A 24,745-nucleotide genomic window follows, 5' to 3' on the forward strand; every position below is an offset into this window, starting at 1 on the left:
GTCTGTAATTTTAGCTATCTAAGTTTCTCTATTCACTTAGACGCTTATTAATCTCTTCAAGCGTAGCTTTTGCACTTTCGTTGTCAGGGTCGTATTCCAAAGCTTTCTCAAACCAGGGCTTGGCCTTGGCAAAAGCTTCGTTCGCGCGGGCATTAATCTCGTCGTACTGAGAGGGGTCTGCATTTTGAGCTGAAGCCAAAATTTGTGAAGCTTCATTAAACGGTTCTGAGCCTTTCTTCAGATAATAGGTAACAAGCATTTTTTTCATGTGTCCCAAATACTTGCTGGAGCTATATTCCTCTATAGCACTTACCAGCACCTTTTCCATCTCATCCTCATTATCTTGTTTCTTCAGGCTGTAAGCAATGTAATAGGACGAGATGTCCCCACGAAATCCCTGTTGCTCACTCATTCCATAATATTTTATGGCCTTGTCATAGTTTTCGATTCTACGTGCACAGGTGGCCATATTGTATACCATTGCCTCATCAACAGGCTCTTCTGCACTCCAGTTTTCAAGGGCTTTTTCGTACAATTCAAGGGCTGCCTTGTAGTCTTTATTCCGGAGTGCATCATTACCTTCATTTTTTAACTCTGCAGCCGTTTTTTCCTGAGCAAGAACACTTCCAGCGAGCGCAAACAACACAAAACTAACTGTCAATAAATACTTCATAACGCGTTCAATTTTTAAATGTTTTAAATTTTGTTTCGTTTCTTTTTGAGGCCATAAAAATAGCCCTTTTAATAAAATTAAGAAACAAAAAACACGCCAAACCTTAAAATTCTTTAAAAAGAAATGATCTTTACAATTCTATCAATTTATCTTTCAGTGATTTATATGATACAGGCATATGTTCAGTGCCACCTTGCAAAGCTGTATCCGCCCCAAACTCCTTTTTTAACCGTTCTGCCTCACCGGGTAAAACTTTTTCAATGATTTCAACAAACTTAACGGGATGTGCTGTAGAAACAAAGAAACCGACTTCATCGTTCTTTATCTCGCGTGTCAAGCCTAAATATCCTGTCGCTGAATGTGGGTCCAAAAGATAATTATGTTGCTGAAAAACAGATTGAATGGTTTCCAGAATTTCCTTATTCGTAATTATATCAGCTGAGAACATACGTCTGAGTTGTTCCAGGTTATTTTCAAACAAATAATAGAGTCGCGGGAAATTACTCGGATCACCCACATCCATGGCATTGGCATAAGTAACAATTGTATCGCGGGGATCATAATCTCCTGTTTTCAAAAACCTTGGCACCACATCATTAACATTCGTGGCCGCGATAAACCGTTTCACGGGAAGGCCCATTCTATAAGCCATAACGGCAGCTGTTATGTTACCAAAATTGCCGCTTGGGACACAAATTACCGGTTCGGTGCCCGGTAGTCTTCGCTGAATGTCGGCTACACCATAAAAATAATAAACCATCTGAGGAAGAAGCCGCCCCAGGTTAATGGAGTTGGCCGAGGTAACCGCAACATCCTTCCTCAACTCCCGATCATTAAAAGCCTGTTTAACCAGGCGCTGACAGTCGTCAAAAGTACCCTCTACGGCGATGGCATGAATATTATAGCCAAGACTGGTCATCTGGTTCTCCTGATAAGGGCTTATCTTTCCTTTAGGATAAAGCACAACAACCTCTATCCCGGGTACTTTGTGAAAACCATGAGCAACAGCTCCACCCGTATCGCCTGAAGTAGCCGTCAATACCACCATTTTCTTATCCCTTACAGGATGGAGCCGGCTCATCAGACGCGAAAGAAACCTGGCGCCTACATCTTTAAACGCTTGCGTAGGGCCATGAAACAATTCCAGAACATTTATATTATCGTGAATATTCACCAATGGAATAGGAAAAGAAAAGGTTTCTTCCACCATTTGCCAAAGCGTTGTATCATCAGTTTCTTCTTCTACAAATGGCCGAAGTACCGAAAAAGCAATTTCGTTCAAAGAAAAACCTGACAGTGAGGCATAAAAGTCGTTCCCTAAATGAGGTATATCTTCAGGCATAAAAAGACTGCCATCGTCGGAGAGGCCTTTAAATATGCCTTCTGATAAGGATACCGATTGTTGCTTTGTGCCTATGCTTATGTACTTCATTAGTATATAATTTACTTAAGTTATCGCCGGCTCGGAAAGCGGACAGGCCACCGCGCCTTTTAAATAGATAAAGTCGTTCATTATTACGACATTCTTTTGAATAGTAATATGTTGACAATTAATACTTACACAATACTCCGTTAAATTTTGCAATACAATGTAATTCAATTGTTTGTATCTAAGAAGGTTTGTTTGTTAAAATGCAGTATATTAATGTTGTAAAAATCATCTTACATCTTATATCTAAAAATCTCACGATCTAATGATTTACTGGTGCAAACATTTTTAAAGATTTGGATGACAAACCTTGCACCTTAAATGGAATTATGCGATGTAAATAATTTATTATTAATTATTTAAGTGTTATTTAGCAGACCCTGCTTATTTCATCTTACATTTAATAAGTTGTTACACGGCTGTTAGAATTCTTAGAATTGTTAAGTTGTTAAAATTGTTTAGTTATTACATCATCTAACAATCTAACATTTCTAACAATCTATTAAGCAACCTATGCCATGCTCGTTTCATCAGTGTAAAATTAGTTTTTCTAAAGCCTATATTATTTATTGCAAATAACTTACTTACAGCATATTAAAGAATGCCAACCGCATATTGACTGATGCATAGCGGATTGACTCAAGAGAATAGTTTTTGAAGAACCTCTCCGTCTTTCAGCAAGCCCAGGGAGCCTTTCTTTACTGAAAATTCATCAAAAACGGAAACACTATCCGGTTTTTCGCCTGGTTTTATCAGAAGGAATGGAACCGGATCGGAGGTGTGTGTGCGCAAAGCACAAGGGGTAGGATGATCGGGCAACAAAGCAAGCGAAACCTCTCCTTCCATGTTTTTTGATCCCTTCCCATAATGGTTTCAAAAGTCTGTGGTCGAAGTCCTCCACTACCCGTTTCTTAAGCTCTTTGTCACCTTCGTGTCCGGCCTCGTCGGCGGCTTCCACATGCAAGAAAACAAAATCGACTTTTTTGAGAGCGTTGACAGCAGCTGCTGCTTTGCCTTCATAGTTGGTATCAAACAATCCTGTAGCCCCTTCGACAAAAATATTATCAAGTCCGGCAAGACTTCCTATGCCCCGGATTAAATCGACTGCAGAGATAACTGCACCGGAATGTATCCCCCATCGTTCTCTGAAAGTCGGAAAACCTCCCGGTTTACCAGGTGACCATGGCCATATTGCATTGGCAGGTGGAAGTCCATTCTTTTTTCTTTCCACGTTTACGGGGTGCTTATCCAAAAGCTTTATAGAACGCTTTATCAAAGAAACAAGTGTTTCGGCTGTTGAGTTGTCACTTGTTTTACTTTCAGGTAACAGTTTAGAAACTTCCTCTCCGGGATGATCATGAGGTGGACGACAGATTATATCACCTTCGCCACCCTGAAGCATCATAAGATTCCGGTAGCTTACACCCTGATAAAAACGAGCTCCTTCTTTAACAAACTCGTTATTAAGGGTTTGTATCAGCTCCTCAGCTTCTTCATTGGAAATATGGCCGGCCGAGTGATTCATCAATTTCCCGTTTTCAATGGTCACCAAATTGCATCTGAACACAAGTTCATCAGGGCGGGCAGGAATCTTAAGAGCAGCAGCTTCAAGGACGCCTCTGCCCGGAAAATATTTCCGGGGATCAAATCCCAAAATACTCATATTCGCAATTTCGCTTCCCGGATGCATTCCTTCCGGAACCGATTGCAATAAGCCTGTTTGAGCTATTGAGCAAAGATGATCCATAACCGGCTTTCGGGCCATCATCAGAGGTGTCTTGTTATTCCATTCCGGTATGGGCAAATCAGCCATACCATCAGCCAAAACAACTATATATTTCATATTTTAAGAATTATTCTTGACTACCTGAGCTAACCAGTGTTAATGTTAAACTACGTATTCTCTAAAAATACCAGCTCGTCAGTAACCGGTCGCCAGTACCATGCTAATACTTCTCTAAACCGTGCCCTGACAAAATCCATCTTTTTAACCAGACCCACGTTTAGCTAACGAACAAAAATAGACCTTTTTAAATGAAGAAAGAAATGAAACAGGAATTGTTATTGCACCGGCAGGCTCATTTATCTTATAATGACAAGGATTTTATACCTACTCATATCTCTTTACCACAACCCTTTCTTAGCTCTAAACCAATGGTATATTGTGTTCATTGCAAATTTGTCTCATTTCATCGGACCAAATACTGGCCTGTATTTCTCCGATATGTGCTTTACGTAGAAAATACATGCAGAGGCGAGACTGGCCAATACCGCCGCCGATGCTCAAAGGGAAATCGCCGTTCAGCAGACGTCGATGAAAGAGAAAATCTTTTCGGTAAAGACAACCTTTGATATCAAGCTGCCGCAGCAGTGCTTCGGCATCAACCCGAATACCCATGGATGAGATTTCAAACGCTTTCTCAAGAACAGGATTCCAAAGCAAAATATCGCCATTTAATCCCTGATATCCGTCTTCGGCCATTGTACTCCAGTCATCGTAGTCTGGGGCTCTTCCGTCATGAGGTTCTCCATTGGATAAGTTTCCTCCAATTCCGGTTAGGAAAACAGCGCCGTACTTCTTACAGATAGCATCTTCCCGCTCCTTGGGAGAAAGGTTCGGATATTGCTGGAGTAATTCTTCACTATGGATGAAATGAATTTTTGATGGCAAAAGCGGGGTCAATTGCGGATATTTTTCGTAAAGAATAAATTCAGTTCTTTTCAGTACTTCATAAATGCTCTTCACAATTTTCTTTAAAAACCGGATGTTGCGGTCGGCTTTATTAATAGAACGTTCCCAATCCCATTGATCGACATAAATTGAATGTGTATTATCAAGCACCTCGTCGGGTCGAATGGCATTCATATCGGTATAAATACCAAAACCGGGCTCAATATCATAGTCGGTGAGCACCATCCTCTTCCATTTTGCCAGGCTGTGAACAATCTCGGCTTCCTTATCGCCAAGGTCTTTTACCGGAAATGTGACGGGTCGTTCCGTTCCGTTCAAATCATCATTAATGCCCGTACCCTTCAAAACAAACAACGGGGCCGTTACTCTTCTTAATCTCAATTCGGAAGACAGCCCCGACTGAAATGCATCTTTGATGACTGTTATGGCGTGCTCGGTTTGCTTCAAATCCAACAAAGGTCGGTATCCCTTGGGAATGAATAGATTATCTATCATAATTGTTGAAATACGAAATATACTTTTGTTTGCTTCACAAAATTACGCACCTAAATTACAATTAAAAAATTTTTGGACACATTTTTTATCATTTTATCATATAACAGCCTTGGTTTTTTAATTAATTGAAACGAAAACAACAAAAATAGTTTTTTGAAGCAGACTCATTTATTGCTTCAACCCAAAAATTGAAATACCAAAAGAAGGCACCACCGAATTTTTATTATCTATCTTTGCGGCAAAAACAGGGACATGGAACAGCATTACAGCAGGAATATAGTAAGGCTATACGTTATAAAGGTAGCGAAATGGTTCATGCTGACCATGCCCATCATCATGCTGTTTTATAAAGATATGGGGCTGAGCCATGAACAATCTTTTCAGCTTAAAGCCATATACAGTATCAGCATTGTTATTTTTGAAGTACCATCGGGTTATCTGGCAGACATACTTGGGCGAAGAATAACACTTATTTTGGGTGCCATATTGGGTACGCTGGGCTTCCTGTTTTACTCAATTGGCGGGGGATTTTGGATGTTTTTGGCAGCAGAGGTGACCCTGGGTATCGGACAGAGTTTTGTTTCGGGGGCCGATTCAGCCCTTTTGTTTGATTCGCTGAAATCGGATGGTCGCAGTCATCATTATCTCAAGTACGAGGGTATAAATTATTCCGTTGGGAATTACTCAGAAGCTCTTGCAGGGTTGGCTGGCGGTGCCCTGTCGGAGATCAGTCTGCACCTCCCCTTCTACTTTCAGACCGGCATTGCTTTTCTGGCAGTTCCTGCCGCGCTTACATTGCTTGAGCCACCATCAAAACAAAAGCATCGAAGACCAGGATTCAGAGACATATTAAAAGTAGTTCATTATGCACTTGTGAAAAACATCCGACTCAGATGGAATTTGATCTATTCATCTATCATTGGTACGAGTACGCTCACCATGGCATGGGTGTACCAACTGCGGCTGGATGAATTTGGCTTTACAGAGATTTTTATCGGGAGCACCGCCACGGCTCTGAACATTTTGGTAGGAACGGTAACTCTGTTTTCGTCACGGCTGGAAAGAAAAATGGGGAAAAAGATTACCGTAATGACCACCAGTCTGCTTATTACAGGAGGTTTTGTGGCAGGAGGATTAACGCATCAGGCCTTTTTTCTTTTTGTTACTTCTGGGAATCTTTTACATGGCACGAGGTGTGGCAACTCCTGTTTTGAAGGATTATATCAACCAAATTACTCCGTCAGAAATCAGAGCTACCGTATTATCGGTTCGCAGCTTGCTGATACGGGCTCTTTTTGCTGTTATAGCACCTCTTTTCGGATGGCTCAGCGATAAATTGTCGCTTGCTCAGGCACTGTTGATCATCGGGTTTGTTTTGATGGCTTTAGCCCTCTCAACGGTTTCTTTATTTCTGAATACTTTGAAAAAACACTAATTTCAAACTTCAATCTCCAATCCGTCATAGGCCAGTGCTATATTTCCCGGGAGTTGTTCAGATATTTCCGCATGTAAGCCCATGTGATGACTGATGTGGGTAATAAAAGCCTGCCGTGGTTCAAGCTCTCTTATTATAGCAATAGCTTGTTCAAGGTTGAAGTGAGAGATGTGCTCTTTTATCCTCAGTCCGTTAATTACAATTACTTCGCTGTTTTTAAGTTTTGCCATGCTTTCATCTGGGATCCGGCTGGCATCGGTAATGTAGCTGAAGTGGCCGATACGGAATCCCAGAACCGGCATCAGATGATGATATACCCGAATAGGAACAACCGGAATGCCGAAAACTTTAAACAATGCCTGATCGTTTATTTCGTTCAGTATCAGATCAGGCACCCCCGGATATTTTTCATCTCCATCTTTAAAAGCATAAGCGTATTCCTTCTTTAATGCGCTAAGCGTACGTTCTTCGGCATAAAGCTGTGTTGGTTGTTTGTTTATCCAATTGAATGCCCTGACATCGTCGAGTCCGGCAGTATGGTCTTTGTGCTCATGGGTATACAAAATCGCATCCAGTCGTTTTGTATTGGATGCCAGCATTTGCTGACGAAAATCCGGTCCCGAGTCGATTATAACAACACGCTCATCCGTCTCTATTTTTACAGAAGAACGTGTTCGCTTATCTTTTGGATCTGATGAACGACAAACTTCGCAATCGCATGCAATCATGGGAATACCCATCGAGGTTCCGGTTCCTAAAAATGTTATTTTCAAGGCTATATTGTTTTTATTTAATTATCGATTCCTTGAGTCCACTCCTAAAAGTCTCTTTTAAAAGCAGACTCATTCCTTTCGATTCTGAATACACGCTCAAACGCAGAGCTGCAAAGACACAGAGTTTTATGTAATAAAGTTACGTTCAACCTTAAGTATAAAAAATAATACTTAAAGTCCCAATTTTAATCATTTTTCAGGTATATGAAAACACATTTTTTCTATCCCTGACAACAAATTATTATCGTGAATGATGAGCGGTTATCAGCGGGCGTTCGACTCCTAATGCTGCATGCAATACAGAACCCAATCCGGAATAAACCATAACACAGATTAATTGTTTATCATTCAGAAGACTATTCAATAATCAGTTAAAAAGCCTAAACGCAGAAATGCAATGACGCAAAGTTTTTATTATGAAATAGTTGTGGTTTGTACCATTAAAATTTAAACTTATGAAGATAAAATCACTATTAACCGCTGTACTTTTGTTTACGGGGATATTTGTCATTTCGGGTCAAACCGGTTTTTACGATTTCAAAGTAAAAACCCTGGATGGAGGAACATTCGACTTTGCCAGTTTGAAAGGGAAAAAAGTAATGATTGTAAATACCGCCAGCAAATGTGGGTTCACCCCGCAATATGAGCAACTTCAGGATATTTATGAGAAATATGGTAAAGACGATTTTGTCATTATCGGTTTTCCGGCCAACAACTTCATGAATCAGGAACCAGGGACGGCAGAGGAAATTCGGGAATTTTGTGATGTCAACTATGGCGTTACTTTCCCGATGATGGCAAAAATCAGTGTCAAAGGAGATGATCAGCATTCGTTGTATCAATGGCTAACCAATAAAGAAAAGAATGGCGTCAGTGACAGTGAAGTTAAATGGAATTTTCAGAAATATTTGATCAGTGCCGACGGAAAACTTGAAAAAGTAATTCCACCAAAAACGAGGCCTGATGACTCCGAAATTATAAACTGGATTAAAAATTAAACTGAAATTAGCTTCCTTACTTTATCAAATTGTTTTGATGAGTGCGATAATAATTTGCTAAATTCGTAACATTCGCGGTCGTCAAACAACAAACGGCGCGGCCTTTTTTTATTTAATGGTTCATCACACAATAGATCATTAGATTTTTAGATATAAGATGTAAGATGGTTTTTACAACCTTGATATACTGCATTTTAACAAACAAACCCCTTTAGATGCAAACAATTGGCTTGCTGCGTATTGCAAAAGTTTAACGGAGTATTGATCACAAATATGCGTACGTTTCATAGAAATGGTTTTCCTTTCAATTGTTTTCTTTAAAAATGGCTAACGCCATTTTGTTCACATGAACCACGAATTCTTGCAAGCAAGCGGCAGAGCCGAGCGGCACAAATTATACGAATTTTGTCGCACCAAAGGTGCGTCTTAACGACTTCGCCGTTTAAAATTGCTGCGAAACAGCTTTTTAATTCGTGAAATTCGTAACGCTCGGTTCTGCCGCTTGCTTGCAAGAATTCGTGGTTGATTTCTTTTCACCTTCTGCCCGGATTCGAAGTTATTTTCTATTTTTACATATTTACTTACGAAAAGAACTTCGATTTTTTATGTCTCACCTGAAAATATATCGCGCATCGGCAGGTTCCGGTAAAACTTTTACCCTGACCCGTGAATTCATCCGTTTACTGTTTAATGATCCTTTTGATTATCGGCATATTCTGGCTGTTACCTTTACCAACAAAGCTACAGCCGAGATGCGTCAGCGCATTTTACAAAAGATTTATGAACTTGGATATCTGACCGGCAGCAAACCCGACTACATGGATGAGCTGATGGATGAAACAGGGATGACAGAACTTCAGGTACGGGAAAGAGCCCGGTTAATATTGAGGCTTTTGTTGCATGATTTTTCAAGATTTTCGGTAAATACCATCGACAGCTTTTTTCAGCAGATTATCAGGGCTTTTGCAAGAGATGCCGGTCTACAATTGGGTTTCAGAACCGAGCTGGATCATCAGTCCATACTCACACAAGCCATTGATCGTGTCGTGCTCGAAATAGACATGATAGGCCATGAGACCCTGAAAAGGTGGTTGCTTGACTTTGCAGAGAAAAAAATATCAGAGGGAAAAAGCTGGAACATCAACAGAGAGATTAGTGCTTTTTCTGAAGAAATTTTCAAAGAAGCCTATCAATCGGTTGCCGGTATTCTTTCTGAAAAACTGGCCAACCGCCGCTTTATGAGTTCCTACCTCTCCAGGCTTCATCAAATAATTCGAACCTATGAATCTGAACTTCAAAAATATGGAGAAAAAGGACTCGCTCTGATTAAACGGTACAATCTTGAAATCACCAAAGATTTCAACAACGGGAGCCGGGGTAAAATGATGGTCTTCCTCAAACTCGCCAATAAAGAAAAATACAACGAAGCGCATATTTTTTCTTTATATAATAATCTCGATGTGTGGCAAAAGAAAAGTAATCCGGCCCATATCAACAAAACCATCGAAGAAGTCTACACCGGTGGATTAAATGACCTTCTCGGGCAAATGGCAGATTTTATCTTTGATCGTAAAAGAGAGTATATGACGGCCAAAGCCATAATAAAAAATTTTTATGCCCTGGGAATTATTAATGATGTCAATCAAAAGATATTGGAAATATCGAGGGAACAAAATGTATTCCTGCTTGCCGGAACCAATCACTTGTTGTCGCGCATTATACATGAGGACGAAGCGCCATTTATTTATGAGCGCACCGGAACCAGATACGCTCATTACATGATTGATGAGTTCCAGGATACATCATCGCTTCAATATGCCAACTTCCGACCGCTCATTTGGAACAGCCTGGCTCAGGACCAGTTTGCTATGCTTGTGGGCGATGTAAAACAATCCATCTACCGATGGCGGAATTCGGACTGGACGTTACTGGCCGAACAGGTAGAAAAAGATTTTTACACATTTGGAACGCAGGTAAAAACACTCGACACCAACTGGCGAAGCAGCCGTAATGTTATTGCGTTTAACAATGGCTTTTTCAAACATGCCGCCAGGGCCTTACAGGCAAATTTAAGACACAAAGCACCGGAAGATATTCCTGATGAAGACCTGCCGGGAGGATTCGGTTTTCAAATTATGGAAGCTTATCAGGATGTTGTGCAGAACATGCCTTCGGAAAAACCCGGTGAAGAAGGACATGTTTCTTTTTCATTTCTGGAAGCTGACAAAAAAGAAGATTTTCAAAATTCAGCCATCGAGGCTGCTGTTAATCATATTCATGAATTGCTCAACAATGGATTTGCCATTTCAGACATTTGTGTTTTGGTACGAAAAAGAGATGAGGGAACAGCCATTACCAATGCCTTGCTATCGGGAGATTATCATCCGGAGAATAAGGCGCTTCCTGTCATAAGTAACGAAACACTTCAACTGAACAGTTCTCCTGCAGTGTTATTCATCATCAATCATCTGAAATTCGTTCAAAACCCTGATGATAAAGTGCTCGAATCTTTCATCCGGCTTCACTGGGAAAGGCATCAGCGTGAAAACCGCGAATCACAATTTAACGCTTCTCAAGTTTTTCATGATCCATCCCGGGTCAGTACATGGGAAGAACATCTGAAATTTTTATCGGAAAAACAAACATTTCCCCTGTACGATTTAGCCGATGAACTGGTACGACTTCTTCCCCCTGCAATACGAAAAGAACAAGGTATTTATATCCAGACTCTTCTCAACAGCATCAATCATTTTTCTTCACGCGAAACAGCGGATCTGGCACTGTTCCTCGACGAATGGGATAAAAGCATCCGATACGACTCAGTTATGGTTCCCGAAAACCAGAGCGCCATACGCGTCATGACCATTCACAAGGCCAAGGGACTCGAATTTAAAGCCGTTGTTATACCGTTTTGTAACTGGGAACTCGATGCTTCGCGGCAACAAAACCAAAACCTGTTGTGGTGTAAACCCCAAAAGTCTCCGTTTAACCAATTGGAGCTTGTTCCTGTAGATTATGAAAAATCACTTGCAGAAACCTATTTTGCCAAAGAATATTTGCAGGAACTCATGCATCAATACATCGATAATCTGAACCTGATGTATGTGGCATTTACCCGTGCAAAGCATTCGTTAACGGTTTTTTGTCAAAGAAAGAAAAAAGCACCAACAGATCTGGTAAACGTGTCAGACCTTTTGTGGTTTCATTTCACCTCGCGCGAAACCGATCAGGAAAAGCTGCCGGGAAGCTGGGATGAAGAAAACTTCAAATACCTGTCGGGACAGCCAATTCCGGAAAGAAGAAAAGAAGAGTACGCAGAAAATAATCGAAACGAACGAAGACCTTTTAAAACGTGTCGCCTGGAAACTATAGAAACCTTCTCATTCAGGGAACGTATCTCGATTCATTCAGAAAGCAACGAGTATTTCGACGACGAAGCTGTTGAGAAAGGCTCTGCGTACGGTAAAATTATGCATCGCCTGTTTGAAATGATCGAAGTGCGGAACGACCTCAATAATGCTCTGAAAACATTGTGGTTTGAAGGTAAAATTAATGAACTTGAAATGGAGCAGATCCGTAAAAAAATGGACAAATGGCTTTCTAAACCAGAAGTCCAAAGCTGGTTCGACGGCTCCTGTAAAGTTCTGTCAGAGGTAGCGATTCTGGACAAAAACATTTGTCGCCCCGACCGCGTAATGCTTAGAAAAGACGAAACCATTGTCGTTGACTATAAATTCGGGATGGAAGATACCATTAAACATCAGGCTCAGGTTAAAGGATATATGAGAAGCATAAAAAACATGGGACATCCAAATGTAAAAGGATACATCTGGTATGTCCCACATGATGAAATTGTTAAAGTTGATTATGAGGCGATTCAGGGTAAATTGTTTTAGTCTGTGACAACCTGTGTCCGGACTAAAACAAATCTCTTAGTTTATCTTTAACTTCATCTACTTTCTTTTTCACATTTTCATCTTCCATCAGTTTTTCCACGCCTTTTTCCACTTCTTCCTTAAGCTTTTCTTTGGCCTGATCTTTAAATTCATCATCGAGTTTAAATTTTAGTTGCGGGTCTTTTACTGTTCCCTGTACCAGAACATTAACCATTACATTATCAACTGAGGAAGGAACCGAAGCTCCCAAAAGACCGGCAACATTATTCAGCTCACTCCGGTTTACGGGCATTTTTATGGTGTAATCAAGACGCTGATCCAATCCCTGGGTGCCTGAAATCGTCAACTCTTTCCCGAACAGATTCGTAGTGAAGGGTTTAACTATGACATTTCCGTTTTCCAGTACATAATTAACCGACAAGTCCTCAGCCCTGGCTTTTTTGTATTTATCGTTTTTGAGCATTGTAGCCAGAGCATTTTGCACTTTTGCCCCCGAAATTTCCACCCCTTTTGAATTTAAAAGTCCCCCGCCGTTAATTGAGCTCAGGATGGGTGACATATCGTTCCCTATCAGACTATTGAATTTCAGATTGGTGGAAACGGTACCTACGGCCTTTTTGGCAATGGGCATAATGGAGTCTACCACACTGAAAGAGTTTACAGCCTGATGGATATCGATGGTTTCGAGTGCCATATCAAAATTTACGAATGGTCTCAAAGTATCTGCCGTGTTGTACTCGCCCGATATGAGCATTGAACCGTTCAACATATTGGATTTCAATCCGTCAAGAATAACTCTGCCGTCAACAATACGTATTTCACCTTTCACATTGGTCATGGTCAGCTTATCATATATCAGCCTGCTGATATTGCTGTTAAGTATAAAATTCAGATTTTTGGGAACGATAACCAACTCCATCGCCGTGGTATCTTCTTCTACCTGAGTGGTATCTTCACCGGAGAGTTGCATTAGTTCGTTGGTATCTACAATTCTGGAACTATGGTCGAGTCTTCCCTGTAAAACACCGTCTTTCAGAGCATAAGAAAGATAATTTTCCACTTTACCCTTAAGATTAAAGTCGCTGCTTCCCAGTGAGCTTTGGAATGTGATCAATTCCATGGCTCTGGGAGTAATCTGTAAATCGGCGGTAGCAATTTTGAAACCTTCCGGCCAATCTGTTGTCTTAAAGAAGAAATCTTTCATGCTGACTTTCCCGTTGGCCTCAATATCTTCATATTGTTCTTTTTCTACCATGCTGTAATCACCGTCCACCGTAAGGTTTGTGGTGATTAAACCCCGTAACTCAATGCTGTCCATAGGAATTGCGTCGGCCAGAGATTCCAGGTCAATGGCACCCTTCATATTGCCTTTATAGGTGGCATTAGAGACCGGTGTTTCTATATGAAGAGAAGCATCGAACGGATTGCTACCCAAATTAAAATGGAATTTATTAATATCGGTTACAGTGTTATCGGCCGTTCCACCGGGATTATCCACTATAACGTCAATTTGTATGTCATCAATGGATTCAGGCAAATCGGGGTATTGGATGCTGCCGTTTTTTACGTTAAGAACAAGGTTGAAGGCCGGAAGATGGTCAGAATCGATGTATCTGCCTTTGGCTACAGCTTCCAGGGTCAGACTGCCATCGGTCTGAAGCTCTTCAAAGTCTTTTAGATAACTCTCCGGAACCATGGAAAGAAGGGTTTTGAAGCTTGTTTCTTTGGCACCGAGCTTCAAATCCATATCATAACCTTCTTCAACCATCCCAAAAGTCCCGTCAAAGCCCAGGGACAGATCGTTAAAGCGAAATTCGTTCTCTTTGAAGGTAAATACCATATTCTCGAGATCGGCACCAATGATGGCATCCAGCGAGACAAAAGCATCCTTTACAAATTTTGTTTCTTCCATCTGAAGGTTGAAACGCTGAATAGAGGTGGTTAGGTCAAGATTGGTGGCTTTCTGGGAAAGGTCACCCTCCATAACTGCATCCAGATCATCAATAGAAGTAGCTAAAGCCGCTGTTTGATCGTCAAAAGAAAACGATGCATCACGAATCTCAAACATTTTAAGCCGGACAGCAAAATCGGAAGCAGCAGCTGTATCCTCTTCAACCTCCTCTATCTCTTCGGTAACAGGAACAATATCCCAGTTGGCCACCGAATCCCGGTTGACTTTCAGCCATGCTTTAGGACTGTCAAGGAGTATCGAATTGATTTGAATACCATCACCGCTGATGGCACTCCATAAATCGACACTTGCAGCAAAGGACCCAACATGAAGCAATGTGTCTCCTGCAAAAGGTTCTTTATTGACAATGGTGAGCCCGTCCAGTCCCATTGCAAGATTAGGAAAATGCCTGAACATCGATAAACTAAACTTATCGAAGGACACTGTGGCGGTAATATTTTCATTGATTGCCTCAGTGACTTTCTGCTCTATCTTTCCTTTAAAAAGTGAAGGAATGATCAGCAAAAGCAATAGAATAAGGACAATTAAGCCCGCCAAGATTTGCAGAAATCGTTTCATTAGTATAAAATTTGATTTAAGTTATTGGCCTAATGGAACTCGTCCCGAATAATCGGGGTTCGTTTCATTAGAGTATATATTATTCGTAATCAAATTTAAAAAAAGGAAAGAGATTTATTTGAAATAAATCATTAAAAGTTTCTAATCAATTTTACAGTCTGTAGATCAATAGTCAGCATAACACAGCAAATGGTACTTTATCGACAGACATTAAATATTACTATCGTCTTCCATTATTACCATGCGCGCAATATTGGTTGCGTGGCTGTTTATCATCCTAAGCAGGTTGAGTAGTTCAATGTGCACTTTGCTTGATTCGACCGACTGACTGCTTGGTGTCAGCAATCTTTTATAATGTTGCATTTCCATCTCATAGGCCATAAGGGCATACTTGCGGTATTTGCGTTTCATTTTCATCGCTTTTTCGGGTTGCCAGTCGTCGAGTAGCTGAAGTGCACGAGCCAACTGTTTTATGCACCTTTGGTGATATTCACGCAACTCATTTTCACCTTCTTCAGAAAAATGAATGTTTGAATCGAGCCATTTATCACCCTGCCGGGCAATGTTAACAGAAACAATATCGGCAATTTGCTCAAGTTCATTGACAACGTGTAAAAACCTGTATATATCGTCCGACCAGTCGTCTGTAGATTGTTTTTCATTTAAACGAACCAGAAAGCGATTGATCTCTTCCCTGTATCCATCAACTTTTTTTTCATTCTCGCGGAGTTGGTCAAGAATTTTCGCTTCTCTGTCGAAAAAAGGGACGAGAGCCTGTTCTACCATAACAACGACAAGTTTCCCCATATCCTGAACTTCCTTCTTTAAAAGCGGAAGCGTCATCCCGGGTGATTCCAGCAGCTCCGGGGTTAGATAATTGAGTTGAACCTTTTTTATCTCTTTGCGCGGAATCAACCATTTTACCGTTTTTCCGATGTACCCGGTTACCGGCAAAAAAAGGAGTGTCATAACAACATTAAAAATAGTATGGGCGTTGGCCAATAATCGTCCTTCAGAGGCATCATGTCCCGAAATATAAACGGTAACCTGTTCCCACAGTTCGAGTAAAAAGACCATTACAACAACTCCTGCCACACGGAATAACGTATTGGCAAGGGCAAGTTGCCGGCCCCCGGCCGATGAATTAACCGATGATAAAATGGCCGTAACAGTAGTTCCTATATTGGTTCCGAGAATTAGCGGAAGAGCATCGGCAACGGTTAACAGGCCTGATGATGTCAATGCCATTACAATCCCGATAAATGCTGCACTGCTTTGAATCAGTGCTGTGAACATAACTCCGGCCACAATTGCCAAAAAAGGATTTTTCAGATATTCAAGCCAGTTTATAAATATTGAAACATCCTGTAGTGGTCTCATCCCGGCAGACATCAAATCCATGCCGTAAAATAAAATGCCCAGCCCCAGAATAATCTGACCGCCATACGACCACTGACTCCTGCCGAAAGCCTTCAGAAAAAACCCCGTTCCAACAAATATCAGAGCATAGCTTCCAATCCTGAAAGCGATTAACTGTGCGGTGATGGTAGTCCCGATTCCGGTGCCTAACATCACAGCGAGAGTTTGAGGGAGACTGAGAATTGCCGCATCCACAAATCCCACCATGACAACTGAAGCAGCGCTGGAACTCTGAAACAAAAGTGTGAGAAGTATCCCGAAAATAACGCCTCCTCCTTTTGAAGCCGTAAATTTATCAAGGATATGGCGCATTCTTCGCCCGGCAAGGTTCTTCATACCCGTACTAAGTTGCTCCATACCGAAAAGGAACAAACCAAGACCTCCAATCAGCTGTATGATGATTTGAAATACATCCATACCCCGGATAGATAGTTAGACAATTATATAATCTGATTTTTAGATGATTAGATGATAAAACCAACCTTCTATTTTCCAACTTCTGTTATTTTTACCTCCACGACACCTTCTTCCAGCGAGGCAATTTTTTCGAATGCGGCTCTGGACAAATCAATAATCCGCTCTTCAACAAAAGGGGCACGGTCGTTTACCCGAACAACAACCGATTTATTATTATCAAGGTTTTCAACTTCAAGGAGAGTGCCAAAAGGGATTGTACGATGAGCTGCTGTGAGACTGTCGTGATAATATATTTCACCACTTGCGGTTTCGCTTCCTCCCAGTGCATATGCATAATAAGAAGCCCGCCCTGTTTCTGAATATTTCTCACTCTCATTATCATGAAGAGCCAGCAGAAGGGCGATGGCAAGAAATACTACTGTGAAATTTTGTCTCTTTGTAAATCGCATTTTTCGAATGCATTATTGATAAAATCCTTCACTGCCTCAAATGCGCCCGTACAGATCATAATCATCAGCAGCAGTAATCCGGACATTATAGAATTGTCCGGTTTCCAGGTTTTCAGAATCCGGAATTAACACTTCTGGGTCCACCTCGGGTGAGTCAAACTCGGTACGGCCAACGTAAAAACCATCTTCTTTACGGTCGATTATAACTTTAAGTGTCTGACCAACTTTTTGTTCATTGAGTTCCCGGCTGATGTTTCTCTGAAGTTCCATTATCCGGTCGGCTCTCTCCTGCTTCACAGTAAATGGAATATTGTCTTCGTAATTCTTCCAGGCAAAGGTATCTTCCTCGTGCGAATAGGGAAATACACCAAGTCGTTCAAATCTCGTAGCACTAATAAACTCAAGAAGTTCCTCAAAATCTTTCCGGGTTTCTCCGGGGTGACCGGTTATCATTGTTGTTCGGAGATGAATCCCTGGTACCTTTTCCCTCATTTCCCGGATGAGCTGAATGCTTTCTTTTTTAGTAATACCACGGCGCATCAATTTCAGTATATTGTCTGAAATGTGCTGCAAGGCGATATCCATATAAGCACAAACTTTCGGATTTTGTGCCATAACATCGAGTACATCCCTGGGAAAACCGGCCGGATAGGCATAATGAAGACGAACCCATTCAATCCCTTCTATTTCTGTAAGTTTTTCGATCAGTGTGGCAAGCATTCTTTTTTTGTACAAGTCTGTTCCGTAATAAGACAAATCCTGGGCGATAACCTGCAATTCTTTCACCCCTTTTGACGCGAGAAAAGACGCTTCATCCAGCAAATCTTCTATGGCTCTTGACCTGTGCTTACCGGTAATAATGGGGATGGCACAATATGAACAAGTCCTGTTACAACCTTCCGATATTTTCAGCCAGGCAAAATGAGCAGGCGTAGTAAGCGACCTCTCATTGGTAAGATCAGGCCGGTAAGAGCTTCCCAGTTCGGAAATTAGTTCTTTCCAGTTAAACTTACCGTAAAATTTGTCAACTTCGGGAATTTCCCGTCCCAACTGATCGAAATAGCGTTCGGACAGGCACCCCATGACAAACAATTTCCTGATTTTTCCTCGTTTCTTTGCTTCGGCAAAATCCAGGATGGTATCAATGCTTTCTTCCTTGGCATCACCAATGAAGCCACAAGTATTGATGACTACAATTTCTCCGCGGGGATCGGCAGGGTCGTGTTCGACACTAAAGCCTCCGGCCTCGAACTGTCTGATCAGAAATTCTGAGTCAACTATATTTTTGGAACATCCAAGTGTAATTACATCAACTCGCTTCATCGGGTGCCGGCTTTTGTAATGATGCTATTAGCAGGAGATTCAACCAAAAAGGGAATCAACAAAAGCCTGACGATTAAACACCTGCAAATCGTCAACCCCCTCTCCTATGCCGATATATTTGACAGGAATCTTGAATTGGTCGGATACCCCGATTACAACCCCCCCCTTGGCGGTACCGTCAAGTTTGGTAATAGCCAGAGCCGTTACTTCCGTTGCTTTGGTAAATTGCTTAGCCTGTTCAAAAGCATTCTGACCGGTTGAACCATCCAAAATAAGTAATATTTCGTGAGGTGCATCGGGAACTATTTTCTGCATTACCATCTTCACCTTGGTCAGCTCATTCATAAGGTTTACCTTGTTATGAAGCCGTCCGGCAGTATCGATAATTACCACATCGGCATCTTTCGATTTTGCAGAAGACAGCGTATCATAGGCAACAGAAGCAGGATCGGAGCCCATTTTCTGTTTCACCAACGGAACATCTACCCGGTTTGCCCATATTTCGAGCTGCTCGATGGCTGCAGCCCGAAAAGTATCGGCTGCACCGAGAACAACTTTTTTCCCGGCCGATTTAAATTTATGCGCCAGTTTGCCAATGGTAGTGGTCTTTCCTACGCCGTTTACCCCTACTACCATTATTACATAAGGCTTTTTCTCAGGTGGAAGATCAAAATCTCCTGCTTCGTTATTTTCATTTTCAGCCAAAAGGGCTGCAATTTCTTCACGCAATATTTTGTTGAGTTCTCCTGTGTTGACATACCTGTCGCGGGCAACACGCTCTTCAATCCGTTCAATGATACGGATGGTGGTATCCACTCCTACATCGGAAGTGATCAATACCTCTTCCAGGCTGTCCAATACATCATCATCGACCTTCGTTTTGCCAACAACCGCCCTGGACATTTTTTTAAAAACACTCTCCTTTGTTTTTGCCAGTCCTTTGTCCAGATTTTCTTTTTTGGTTTTATTAAAACCCCCGAATATTCCCATAATTAAACCAACTTAATCTTTAAACGGCAGTCACCCGCCTCACTTAGTGTCTCCATATAGTCTGTGTCTATAAACTCCCAAAAATTCCTACAATATGTGTGTCTGTTTAGAAAGTGCCGGTTGCAAGGCTCGCGAATTTTGAAGAGGCAAAGATAATCAATCCTGCCAAATAAAGTAAATCGGTCAACCGGGATAAGTCGGTCGGGGCTGATGGCTAAAAATTATCCGAGTATAGATATCAGGACACCGGCAGCAACAGCCGACCCGATAACCCCCGAAATATTGGAGGCCATGCAATATTGAAGCAAGTGATTACTGCTGTCATGCTTCAATCCCAGTTCACTGGCAACCCTGGAAGCCATCGGGACTGCGCTCAAACCGGTAGCACCAACCAGGGGATTGATTTTTTTCTTCGTACAGCAAATTATAAACCTTAACAGCCAGAATTCCACCTGCAATAGAGATGGCAAAGGCAAGAAACCCGCCAACAATAATGCCAAGGGTCTTTAAATCAAGAAAAACATCGGCTGTCATTGTCGCCCCGACAGCGAGGCCGAGAAATATTGTTGCCGTATTCATAATCGGTCCCGTCGCAGCATCCGAAAGTCTTTGGGTAATAGTGCCTATCTCCTTTATCAGGTTTCCAAACAACAACATTCCCAGCAAAGGCACAGATGAAGGAACCAGAAAAGCAATTACCACACCCAATACCACGGGGAAAATAATTTTGACCGCTTTAATATTCTTAATCTCATATTTTGGCGGATACAGTTTGTCCTGTTTTTTCATGTTGATCTTAAATTCCTTCTTTGTCATCAGCCGGTTGGCAACAAGAGGAATAATAACAGGTACAAGCGCCATATAAGAGTAGGCGGCGATGGCAATAGGGCCAAGCAGATGGGGAGCCAGTAATATGGTGGTATAAATGGCCGTTGGTCCGTCGGCACCGCCAATAATCCCCAGAGATCCAGCTTCTTTAGGTGAAAATCCAAGTGCAATGGCGCCAAAAAAAACGCCAAAAATACCTATCTGTGCTGCAGCGCCAAAAAAGGCTAACCGCAGATTCCTGAGCATCGGACCAAAATCGGTCAATGCTCCCACTCCCATAAAAATGATAGGTGGCAAAAAGCCGGTTTTTATCAGGGAATAATAAATGTAGTTCATGATCCCGTACTCACTGGCAATCTCAAAAAGATTCATGTACCTGTGGCCGGGAAGTTCTATCATATCGGCAGGGACCACTCCCATATTGCCACCCGGGAGATTGGCCAGGATGATACCAAAACCTATCGGTACCAATAATAAGGGCTCATACTTTTTTACAATTCCAAGGTAAAGTAATACAGCACCTATAACTATCATTAACAAAACACCGGGGCTTTCGGCGATTTGCCCCAGTGCTGTCATTTCGTATAATTGATTAATAACTTCCATACAATTTCAGCGGATCAATAAAAGATCGATTTTGTTGAAAACTCAATAATCCAGGATACTCATGTCGATGTTAGCCAAGCACAACGAGTTCATCGTCTTCCTCAACATCGCTTCCGTTTTCTTTGAGTATCTGTTTTATCTCACCACTTTTATCGAAACGGATGGCGTTGTATGTTTTCATTGCTTCAACATACCCCAGGATGTCTCCTTCTTTAACCTTGTCTCCTACCTTAACCGGGGTTTCGCCTGAATCTTTGGTGAAATAGAACTTTCCTTCGAGTGGAGAAACGACAACTTCCCCGTCGACCGGAGTCTGGGGCGCTTTCTCACCATTCCCGACTGCTTTTTCAGGGGAATCGGACACCTTTGCATTTCCATTGTAGGAAACCGTTACCTCAAAATCCTCCCCATTAACATTAATGTTCATTTTGGAAGGAGCAAATCCGTTTACCGGTGTTGTTCCTGATTTTTCTCCGTTATTGGTTGATGCTTCAGTCGATTCTTTTTTCTTTCAGGTCGGCTTCAAATGCTTCTTTGGCCTTACCCGATTTATAGTTGCGGTATTGTTCGGGATGCATAGCAAGTTCCATAAGCTCTTCATCATCCTGGCCATAATCCCAGCCGTTTTCATCCATTTCTTTCCTGAAATCATCAAGAGCATCGGGGTAAGGCTCCTGGGGATGCCCGGTAAAAAATTCTTTTCCTTCCTTTTCGGCCAGTTCAATAATCTCCGGAGCCAGTTTGCCCGGCAGCCGTCCGCTTTTACCAAGTATCATATCCCAGATATTATCAGCAATCATGCTCCAGCGTTTTCCTCCCTTCTCGAGTTGGATCACGTTCATAAGAGCCAGATTTTTCACATACTGGCTGAATGGTGTTACCAGGGGCGGGTAGCCAAGCTTAGGCCAGATGAACTCCACTTCTTCAAAAAGCTTGATCAACAATTCATCCTGGGTAAGCTCTGGTTTGTTATGCTTTTTCTTCCATTTATTGATGGAGGCAAGGTTGTTTTCGAGGTCGGCCATCAGGCTGCCCATCATTCCTCCCGGCAATCCGGGCCCGATAAGTAAAGAGTTCATCAGGCGGTTCCTCGGATTAATATAATACCCCAGGAAGTCGTCAATGAATTCCTGTGTCAGCTTCCTCACTTCCATGTAGGCATTCATATTTACATCGGATACCTCAAATCCGTCATCCTTAAGCATGGCCTGGATGGTTAGCAAGTCGGCATGACCTGTTCCCCATGAAAGCGGTTCCATGGCCACATCTACGTAATCGACCCCTGCACGGGCTACTTCAAGAACGGTAGCAACTGAAAAACCGGGTCCCGAATGCCCGTGATACTCAATGGGAACATCTTTATGTTTTTTCCTTATTCCTTTAACGATTTTTCCGAGCCAGGCAGGACGGGCAATACCGGCCATGTCTTTGAGACATATCTCATCGGCTCCGGCTTTAATGAGCTGGTCGGCTAAGTCGATATAATAATCGACAGTATGAACTTCCGAATAGGTAAGACTCATTGCAGCCTGCGAGATCATCCCTCCCGCTTTGGCATAGTTTATTGAATCGATTATATTTCTCGGATCATTCAATCCGTCGAAAGAACGGGCAATATCAGTACCCTGCTTCTTTTTTACTTTAAACATCAGCTTGCGAACATCGGCGGGAACCGGAGACATGCGGATACCATTCAATGCTCTTTCAAGCATGTGTGTTTGTATTCCGGCTTCATTGAAAGGTTTGGTCCAGGCTCTGACAGCCTGATTAGGATTTTCACCAAAAAGCAAATTGATTTGTTCAAACCCTCCTCCATTGGTCTCGATTCGGTCGAAACATCCCATATCAATAATAGGTGGAGCAACTCTTTCTAGTTGATCTTTGCGTGGCACATATTTCCCTGATGATTGCCACATGTCACGATATAAAAGAGAAAAGCCAATTTTTTTACGCATAACTTATATTTTCAATTATATATTTACAATACTTCGTTAAACTTTTACAATACGCTGTAAGTCAATTGTTTACATATATAGGGGTTTGTTTGTTAAAATGCAGTATATCAAGGTTGTAAAAATCATCTTACATCATTTATCTGACAAAATACACAAACCTCTAAAAATATGTTATTTATGCTAATTTGTTATTTTTCTGAATATGTCAGTACTTGAAAAAAATTACTATTGACTATTGACTAAAAACTACTGAATAAATTACTTATATCTAAAAATCTAACGATCTATTATATTTATTGAATCTGCTCAAAAAAGACATTTAAGAGCGCACTCATTATTCTTTTTTCCTGATTTCGACTACAGAACCACGACCGCCCGTAACGTGCTTAACTGCAGCAACAATGGCCGCAACTTTCGAAGCATTTGTCCCTCCAGTTGATGTACCTCTGCTTTCCTGCACACCTGAATTGGGAATAAACCGGTTTACGAAGAGAATGATACCATTGCCGATTAGAACTACAAATAATAACACGGCAAAAACCGTTAACATTCCTACACCCAGTAATACCCAGGCCTGATCAAAATAGGCTTCCATATTACAATTTCGTTTTCAATTTGAAACAATAACCTGTCCGTTTCATTAAAAATGTTGCAATTATAGTTGATTTTTGTACATTTATTCTCAAAATCGACTTTTCTGAAGCGTTAATTTTCCATAATTCACTCTCTAAAAATTTAATTATCTGTGCAATATAATTCTGATAAAAAATGGTAATAATTTAGAGTTTTTTTTCTTTAATTAGTGTCTGTCCACAAAGTGCAATTTACTGTGTTACGCTCGTCCGAAAATTCCTCATTTACGATGAGTAAACTCCGTATTTTCGGACTTCGCAAGCCTTGTAAATGACACTTTCTGAACAGACACATGATAAGTAGGAAACTTTTCCTGCTTTATAGACATGCACTAATTATGAAGTGTCTGTCCATAAAGAACTATTTGTTGTGTTACGATTGTGGTAAAATCTCATCCCGATATGTCGGATAGACAAAGTTTTTCAGAGTTGAATCGGGCATTGCCCATTTTATTAATAAACAGTAAAACAACATGGAACCAACAAGAGAAGATGCACTAACCCTGCTAAAAAAGTACAATCAGAGTGAAAGTTTGCTAAAACACGCTTTGGCGGTTGAAGCAGTGATGAAACACTTTTCTGAAAAATACGGTGAAGACCCTGAAAAATGGGGTATTATTGGATTGGTGCATGATTTGGACTATGAGAAATACCCGGAACAGCACTGCGTTATGACAAGAAAAATTCTGGAGGAAGAAGGCTGGCCTGAAGACTACATAAAAGCCATCGAAAGCCATGGCTGGGGCATTTGCACCGATACCAGGCCAGAGCACATCATGGAAAAGGTGCTTTACGCAACTGATGAACTGACAGGACTTATTGTAACCTCTACGCTTGTTCGTCCCGATAAAAACCTTCATGAACTGAAAGTGAAGTCTGTTATGAAGAAATGGAAAGACAAACGCTTTGCTGCAGGGGTTGACAGGAATATCATTCAGAAAGGGGCTGATATGCTGAATATTGAATTACGCGATCTGATATCGGAATGCATAGAGGCTATGAAAAGTGTTGCTAATGAATTGGAACTGGGCGGAAATAATTAGTGTCTGTCCATAAAGTACCATTTGCTGTGTTACGCTCGTCCGAAAATTACTCATTTACGATGAGTAAACTCCGTATTTTCGGACTTCGCAACCCTTGAAACCGGCACTTTCTGAACAGACGCACATATTGTAAAAATTTTTTCGGGTTTATAGACGAGTACT

At 41.4% G+C, this 24,745-nt stretch carries 20 protein-coding genes; 4 read left to right on the forward strand and 16 right to left on the reverse strand.

Translation table 11 applies throughout. The features are described 5' to 3' along the window. Positions 1 to 28: 28 nt before the first annotated feature. From OQ5_RS0103905 to asnA, 5 genes are all read right to left on the reverse strand, one after another. Positions 29 to 673 (reverse strand): tetratricopeptide repeat protein, encoded by a 645-nt coding sequence (locus OQ5_RS0103905; RefSeq protein WP_016776243.1) that lies wholly within the window; start codon positions 671 to 673, stop codon positions 29 to 31. 130 nt (positions 674 to 803) lie between these two features. Then, entirely contained in the window at positions 804 to 2,105 is a 1,302-nt protein-coding gene (thrC, locus tag OQ5_RS0103910) for a threonine synthase (protein WP_016776244.1), read from the reverse strand. Positions 2,106 to 2,741: 636 nt separating this feature from the next. Continuing rightward, positions 2,742 to 2,894 carry a hypothetical protein gene (locus OQ5_RS24225; RefSeq protein WP_255297373.1) on the reverse strand — a complete coding sequence of 51 codons (153 nt, stop codon included), beginning with the start codon at positions 2,892 to 2,894 and terminating at the stop codon, positions 2,742 to 2,744. Then, positions 2,830 to 3,945, reverse strand: coding sequence for a cofactor-independent phosphoglycerate mutase (locus tag OQ5_RS20235; RefSeq protein ID WP_255297374.1), 1,116 nt, complete (start codon positions 3,943 to 3,945; stop codon positions 2,830 to 2,832). The genes OQ5_RS24225 and OQ5_RS20235 overlap by 65 nt, the downstream gene beginning before the upstream one ends. Positions 3,946 to 4,248: 303 nt before the next feature. Further along, positions 4,249 to 5,289 (reverse strand): aspartate--ammonia ligase, encoded by a 1,041-nt coding sequence (asnA, locus tag OQ5_RS0103920; protein WP_016776245.1) that lies wholly within the window; start codon positions 5,287 to 5,289, stop codon positions 4,249 to 4,251. A gap of 252 nt (positions 5,290 to 5,541) precedes the next feature. Here asnA and OQ5_RS20240 point away from each other — a divergent pair, with 252 nt between their 5' ends. Next, positions 5,542 to 6,624: an MFS transporter gene (locus tag OQ5_RS20240; RefSeq protein ID WP_255297375.1), complete on the forward strand. Its 1,083-nt coding sequence runs from the start codon at positions 5,542 to 5,544 to the stop codon at positions 6,622 to 6,624. Between the two features lie 102 nt (positions 6,625 to 6,726). Here the strand turns inward: OQ5_RS20240 and OQ5_RS0103930 are convergent, their stop codons facing one another. Beyond that, a complete protein-coding gene (locus OQ5_RS0103930) occupies positions 6,727 to 7,497 on the reverse strand; it encodes an MBL fold metallo-hydrolase (RefSeq protein WP_016776246.1) in 771 nt (256 codons plus the stop codon). A gap of 455 nt (positions 7,498 to 7,952) precedes the next feature. On the opposite strand from OQ5_RS0103930, the gene OQ5_RS0103935 reads away from it, so the two are divergent. Then, positions 7,953 to 8,495: a glutathione peroxidase gene (locus OQ5_RS0103935; RefSeq protein WP_016776247.1), complete on the forward strand. Its 543-nt coding sequence runs from the start codon at positions 7,953 to 7,955 to the stop codon at positions 8,493 to 8,495. Positions 8,496 to 9,100: 605 nt separating this feature from the next. Further along, positions 9,101 to 12,391, forward strand: a complete 3,291-nt coding sequence (locus tag OQ5_RS0103940) for a UvrD-helicase domain-containing protein (protein WP_016776248.1) — start codon at positions 9,101 to 9,103, stop codon at positions 12,389 to 12,391. A 22-nt stretch (positions 12,392 to 12,413) separates the two neighbouring features. Here OQ5_RS0103940 and OQ5_RS0103945 read toward each other — a convergent pair whose 3' ends face one another. The 10 genes from OQ5_RS0103945 to OQ5_RS0103980 form a co-directional block, all read right to left on the reverse strand. Next, on the reverse strand, positions 12,414 to 14,921 hold the full coding sequence (locus OQ5_RS0103945; protein WP_016776249.1) for an AsmA family protein: 2,508 nt from the start codon (positions 14,919 to 14,921) through the stop codon (positions 12,414 to 12,416). 210 nt (positions 14,922 to 15,131) lie between these two features. After that, positions 15,132 to 16,757, reverse strand: coding sequence for a Na/Pi cotransporter family protein (locus OQ5_RS0103950; RefSeq protein ID WP_016776250.1), 1,626 nt, complete (start codon positions 16,755 to 16,757; stop codon positions 15,132 to 15,134). Between the two features lie 68 nt (positions 16,758 to 16,825). Next, positions 16,826 to 17,206, reverse strand: coding sequence for a septal ring lytic transglycosylase RlpA family protein (locus OQ5_RS0103955; protein WP_016776251.1), 381 nt, complete (start codon positions 17,204 to 17,206; stop codon positions 16,826 to 16,828). 36 nt (positions 17,207 to 17,242) lie between these two features. Further along, a complete protein-coding gene (rimO, locus tag OQ5_RS0103960) occupies positions 17,243 to 18,529 on the reverse strand; it encodes a 30S ribosomal protein S12 methylthiotransferase RimO (protein WP_016776252.1) in 1,287 nt (428 codons plus the stop codon). A 39-nt stretch (positions 18,530 to 18,568) separates the two neighbouring features. Next, complete coding sequence (gene ftsY, locus OQ5_RS0103965) at positions 18,569 to 19,519, reverse strand: signal recognition particle-docking protein FtsY (protein ID WP_016776253.1); 951 nt, start codon at positions 19,517 to 19,519, stop codon at positions 18,569 to 18,571. Positions 19,520 to 19,740: 221 nt separating this feature from the next. Further along, positions 19,741 to 19,881, reverse strand: a complete 141-nt coding sequence (locus OQ5_RS25205) for a sodium ion-translocating decarboxylase subunit beta (protein ID WP_369688184.1) — start codon at positions 19,879 to 19,881, stop codon at positions 19,741 to 19,743. Then, complete coding sequence (locus tag OQ5_RS20245) at positions 19,859 to 20,953, reverse strand: sodium ion-translocating decarboxylase subunit beta (RefSeq protein ID WP_255297377.1); 1,095 nt, start codon at positions 20,951 to 20,953, stop codon at positions 19,859 to 19,861. Before OQ5_RS20245 ends, OQ5_RS25205 begins: the two co-directional genes overlap by 23 nt. A 70-nt stretch (positions 20,954 to 21,023) precedes the next feature. After that, positions 21,024 to 21,380, reverse strand: coding sequence for an acetyl-CoA carboxylase biotin carboxyl carrier protein (locus tag OQ5_RS24235; RefSeq protein WP_255297378.1), 357 nt, complete (start codon positions 21,378 to 21,380; stop codon positions 21,024 to 21,026). 64 nt (positions 21,381 to 21,444) lie between these two features. Then, on the reverse strand, positions 21,445 to 22,908 hold the full coding sequence (locus tag OQ5_RS20250) for an oxaloacetate decarboxylase (RefSeq protein ID WP_255297379.1): 1,464 nt from the start codon (positions 22,906 to 22,908) through the stop codon (positions 21,445 to 21,447). Positions 22,909 to 23,242: 334 nt separating this feature from the next. After that, positions 23,243 to 23,503 carry an OadG family protein gene (locus OQ5_RS0103980; protein ID WP_016776254.1) on the reverse strand — a complete coding sequence of 87 codons (261 nt, stop codon included), beginning with the start codon at positions 23,501 to 23,503 and terminating at the stop codon, positions 23,243 to 23,245. A 510-nt stretch (positions 23,504 to 24,013) separates the two neighbouring features. Between OQ5_RS0103980 and OQ5_RS0103985 the strand changes: the two genes are divergently transcribed. Next, entirely contained in the window at positions 24,014 to 24,583 is a 570-nt protein-coding gene (locus OQ5_RS0103985; RefSeq protein ID WP_016776255.1) for an HDIG domain-containing metalloprotein, read from the forward strand. Positions 24,584 to 24,745 lie beyond the last annotated feature (162 nt).

Source organism: Anaerophaga thermohalophila str. Valhall (assembly GCF_000250735.1).
GTDB lineage: Bacteria > Bacteroidota > Bacteroidia > Bacteroidales > Marinilabiliaceae > Anaerophaga > Anaerophaga thermohalophila_A.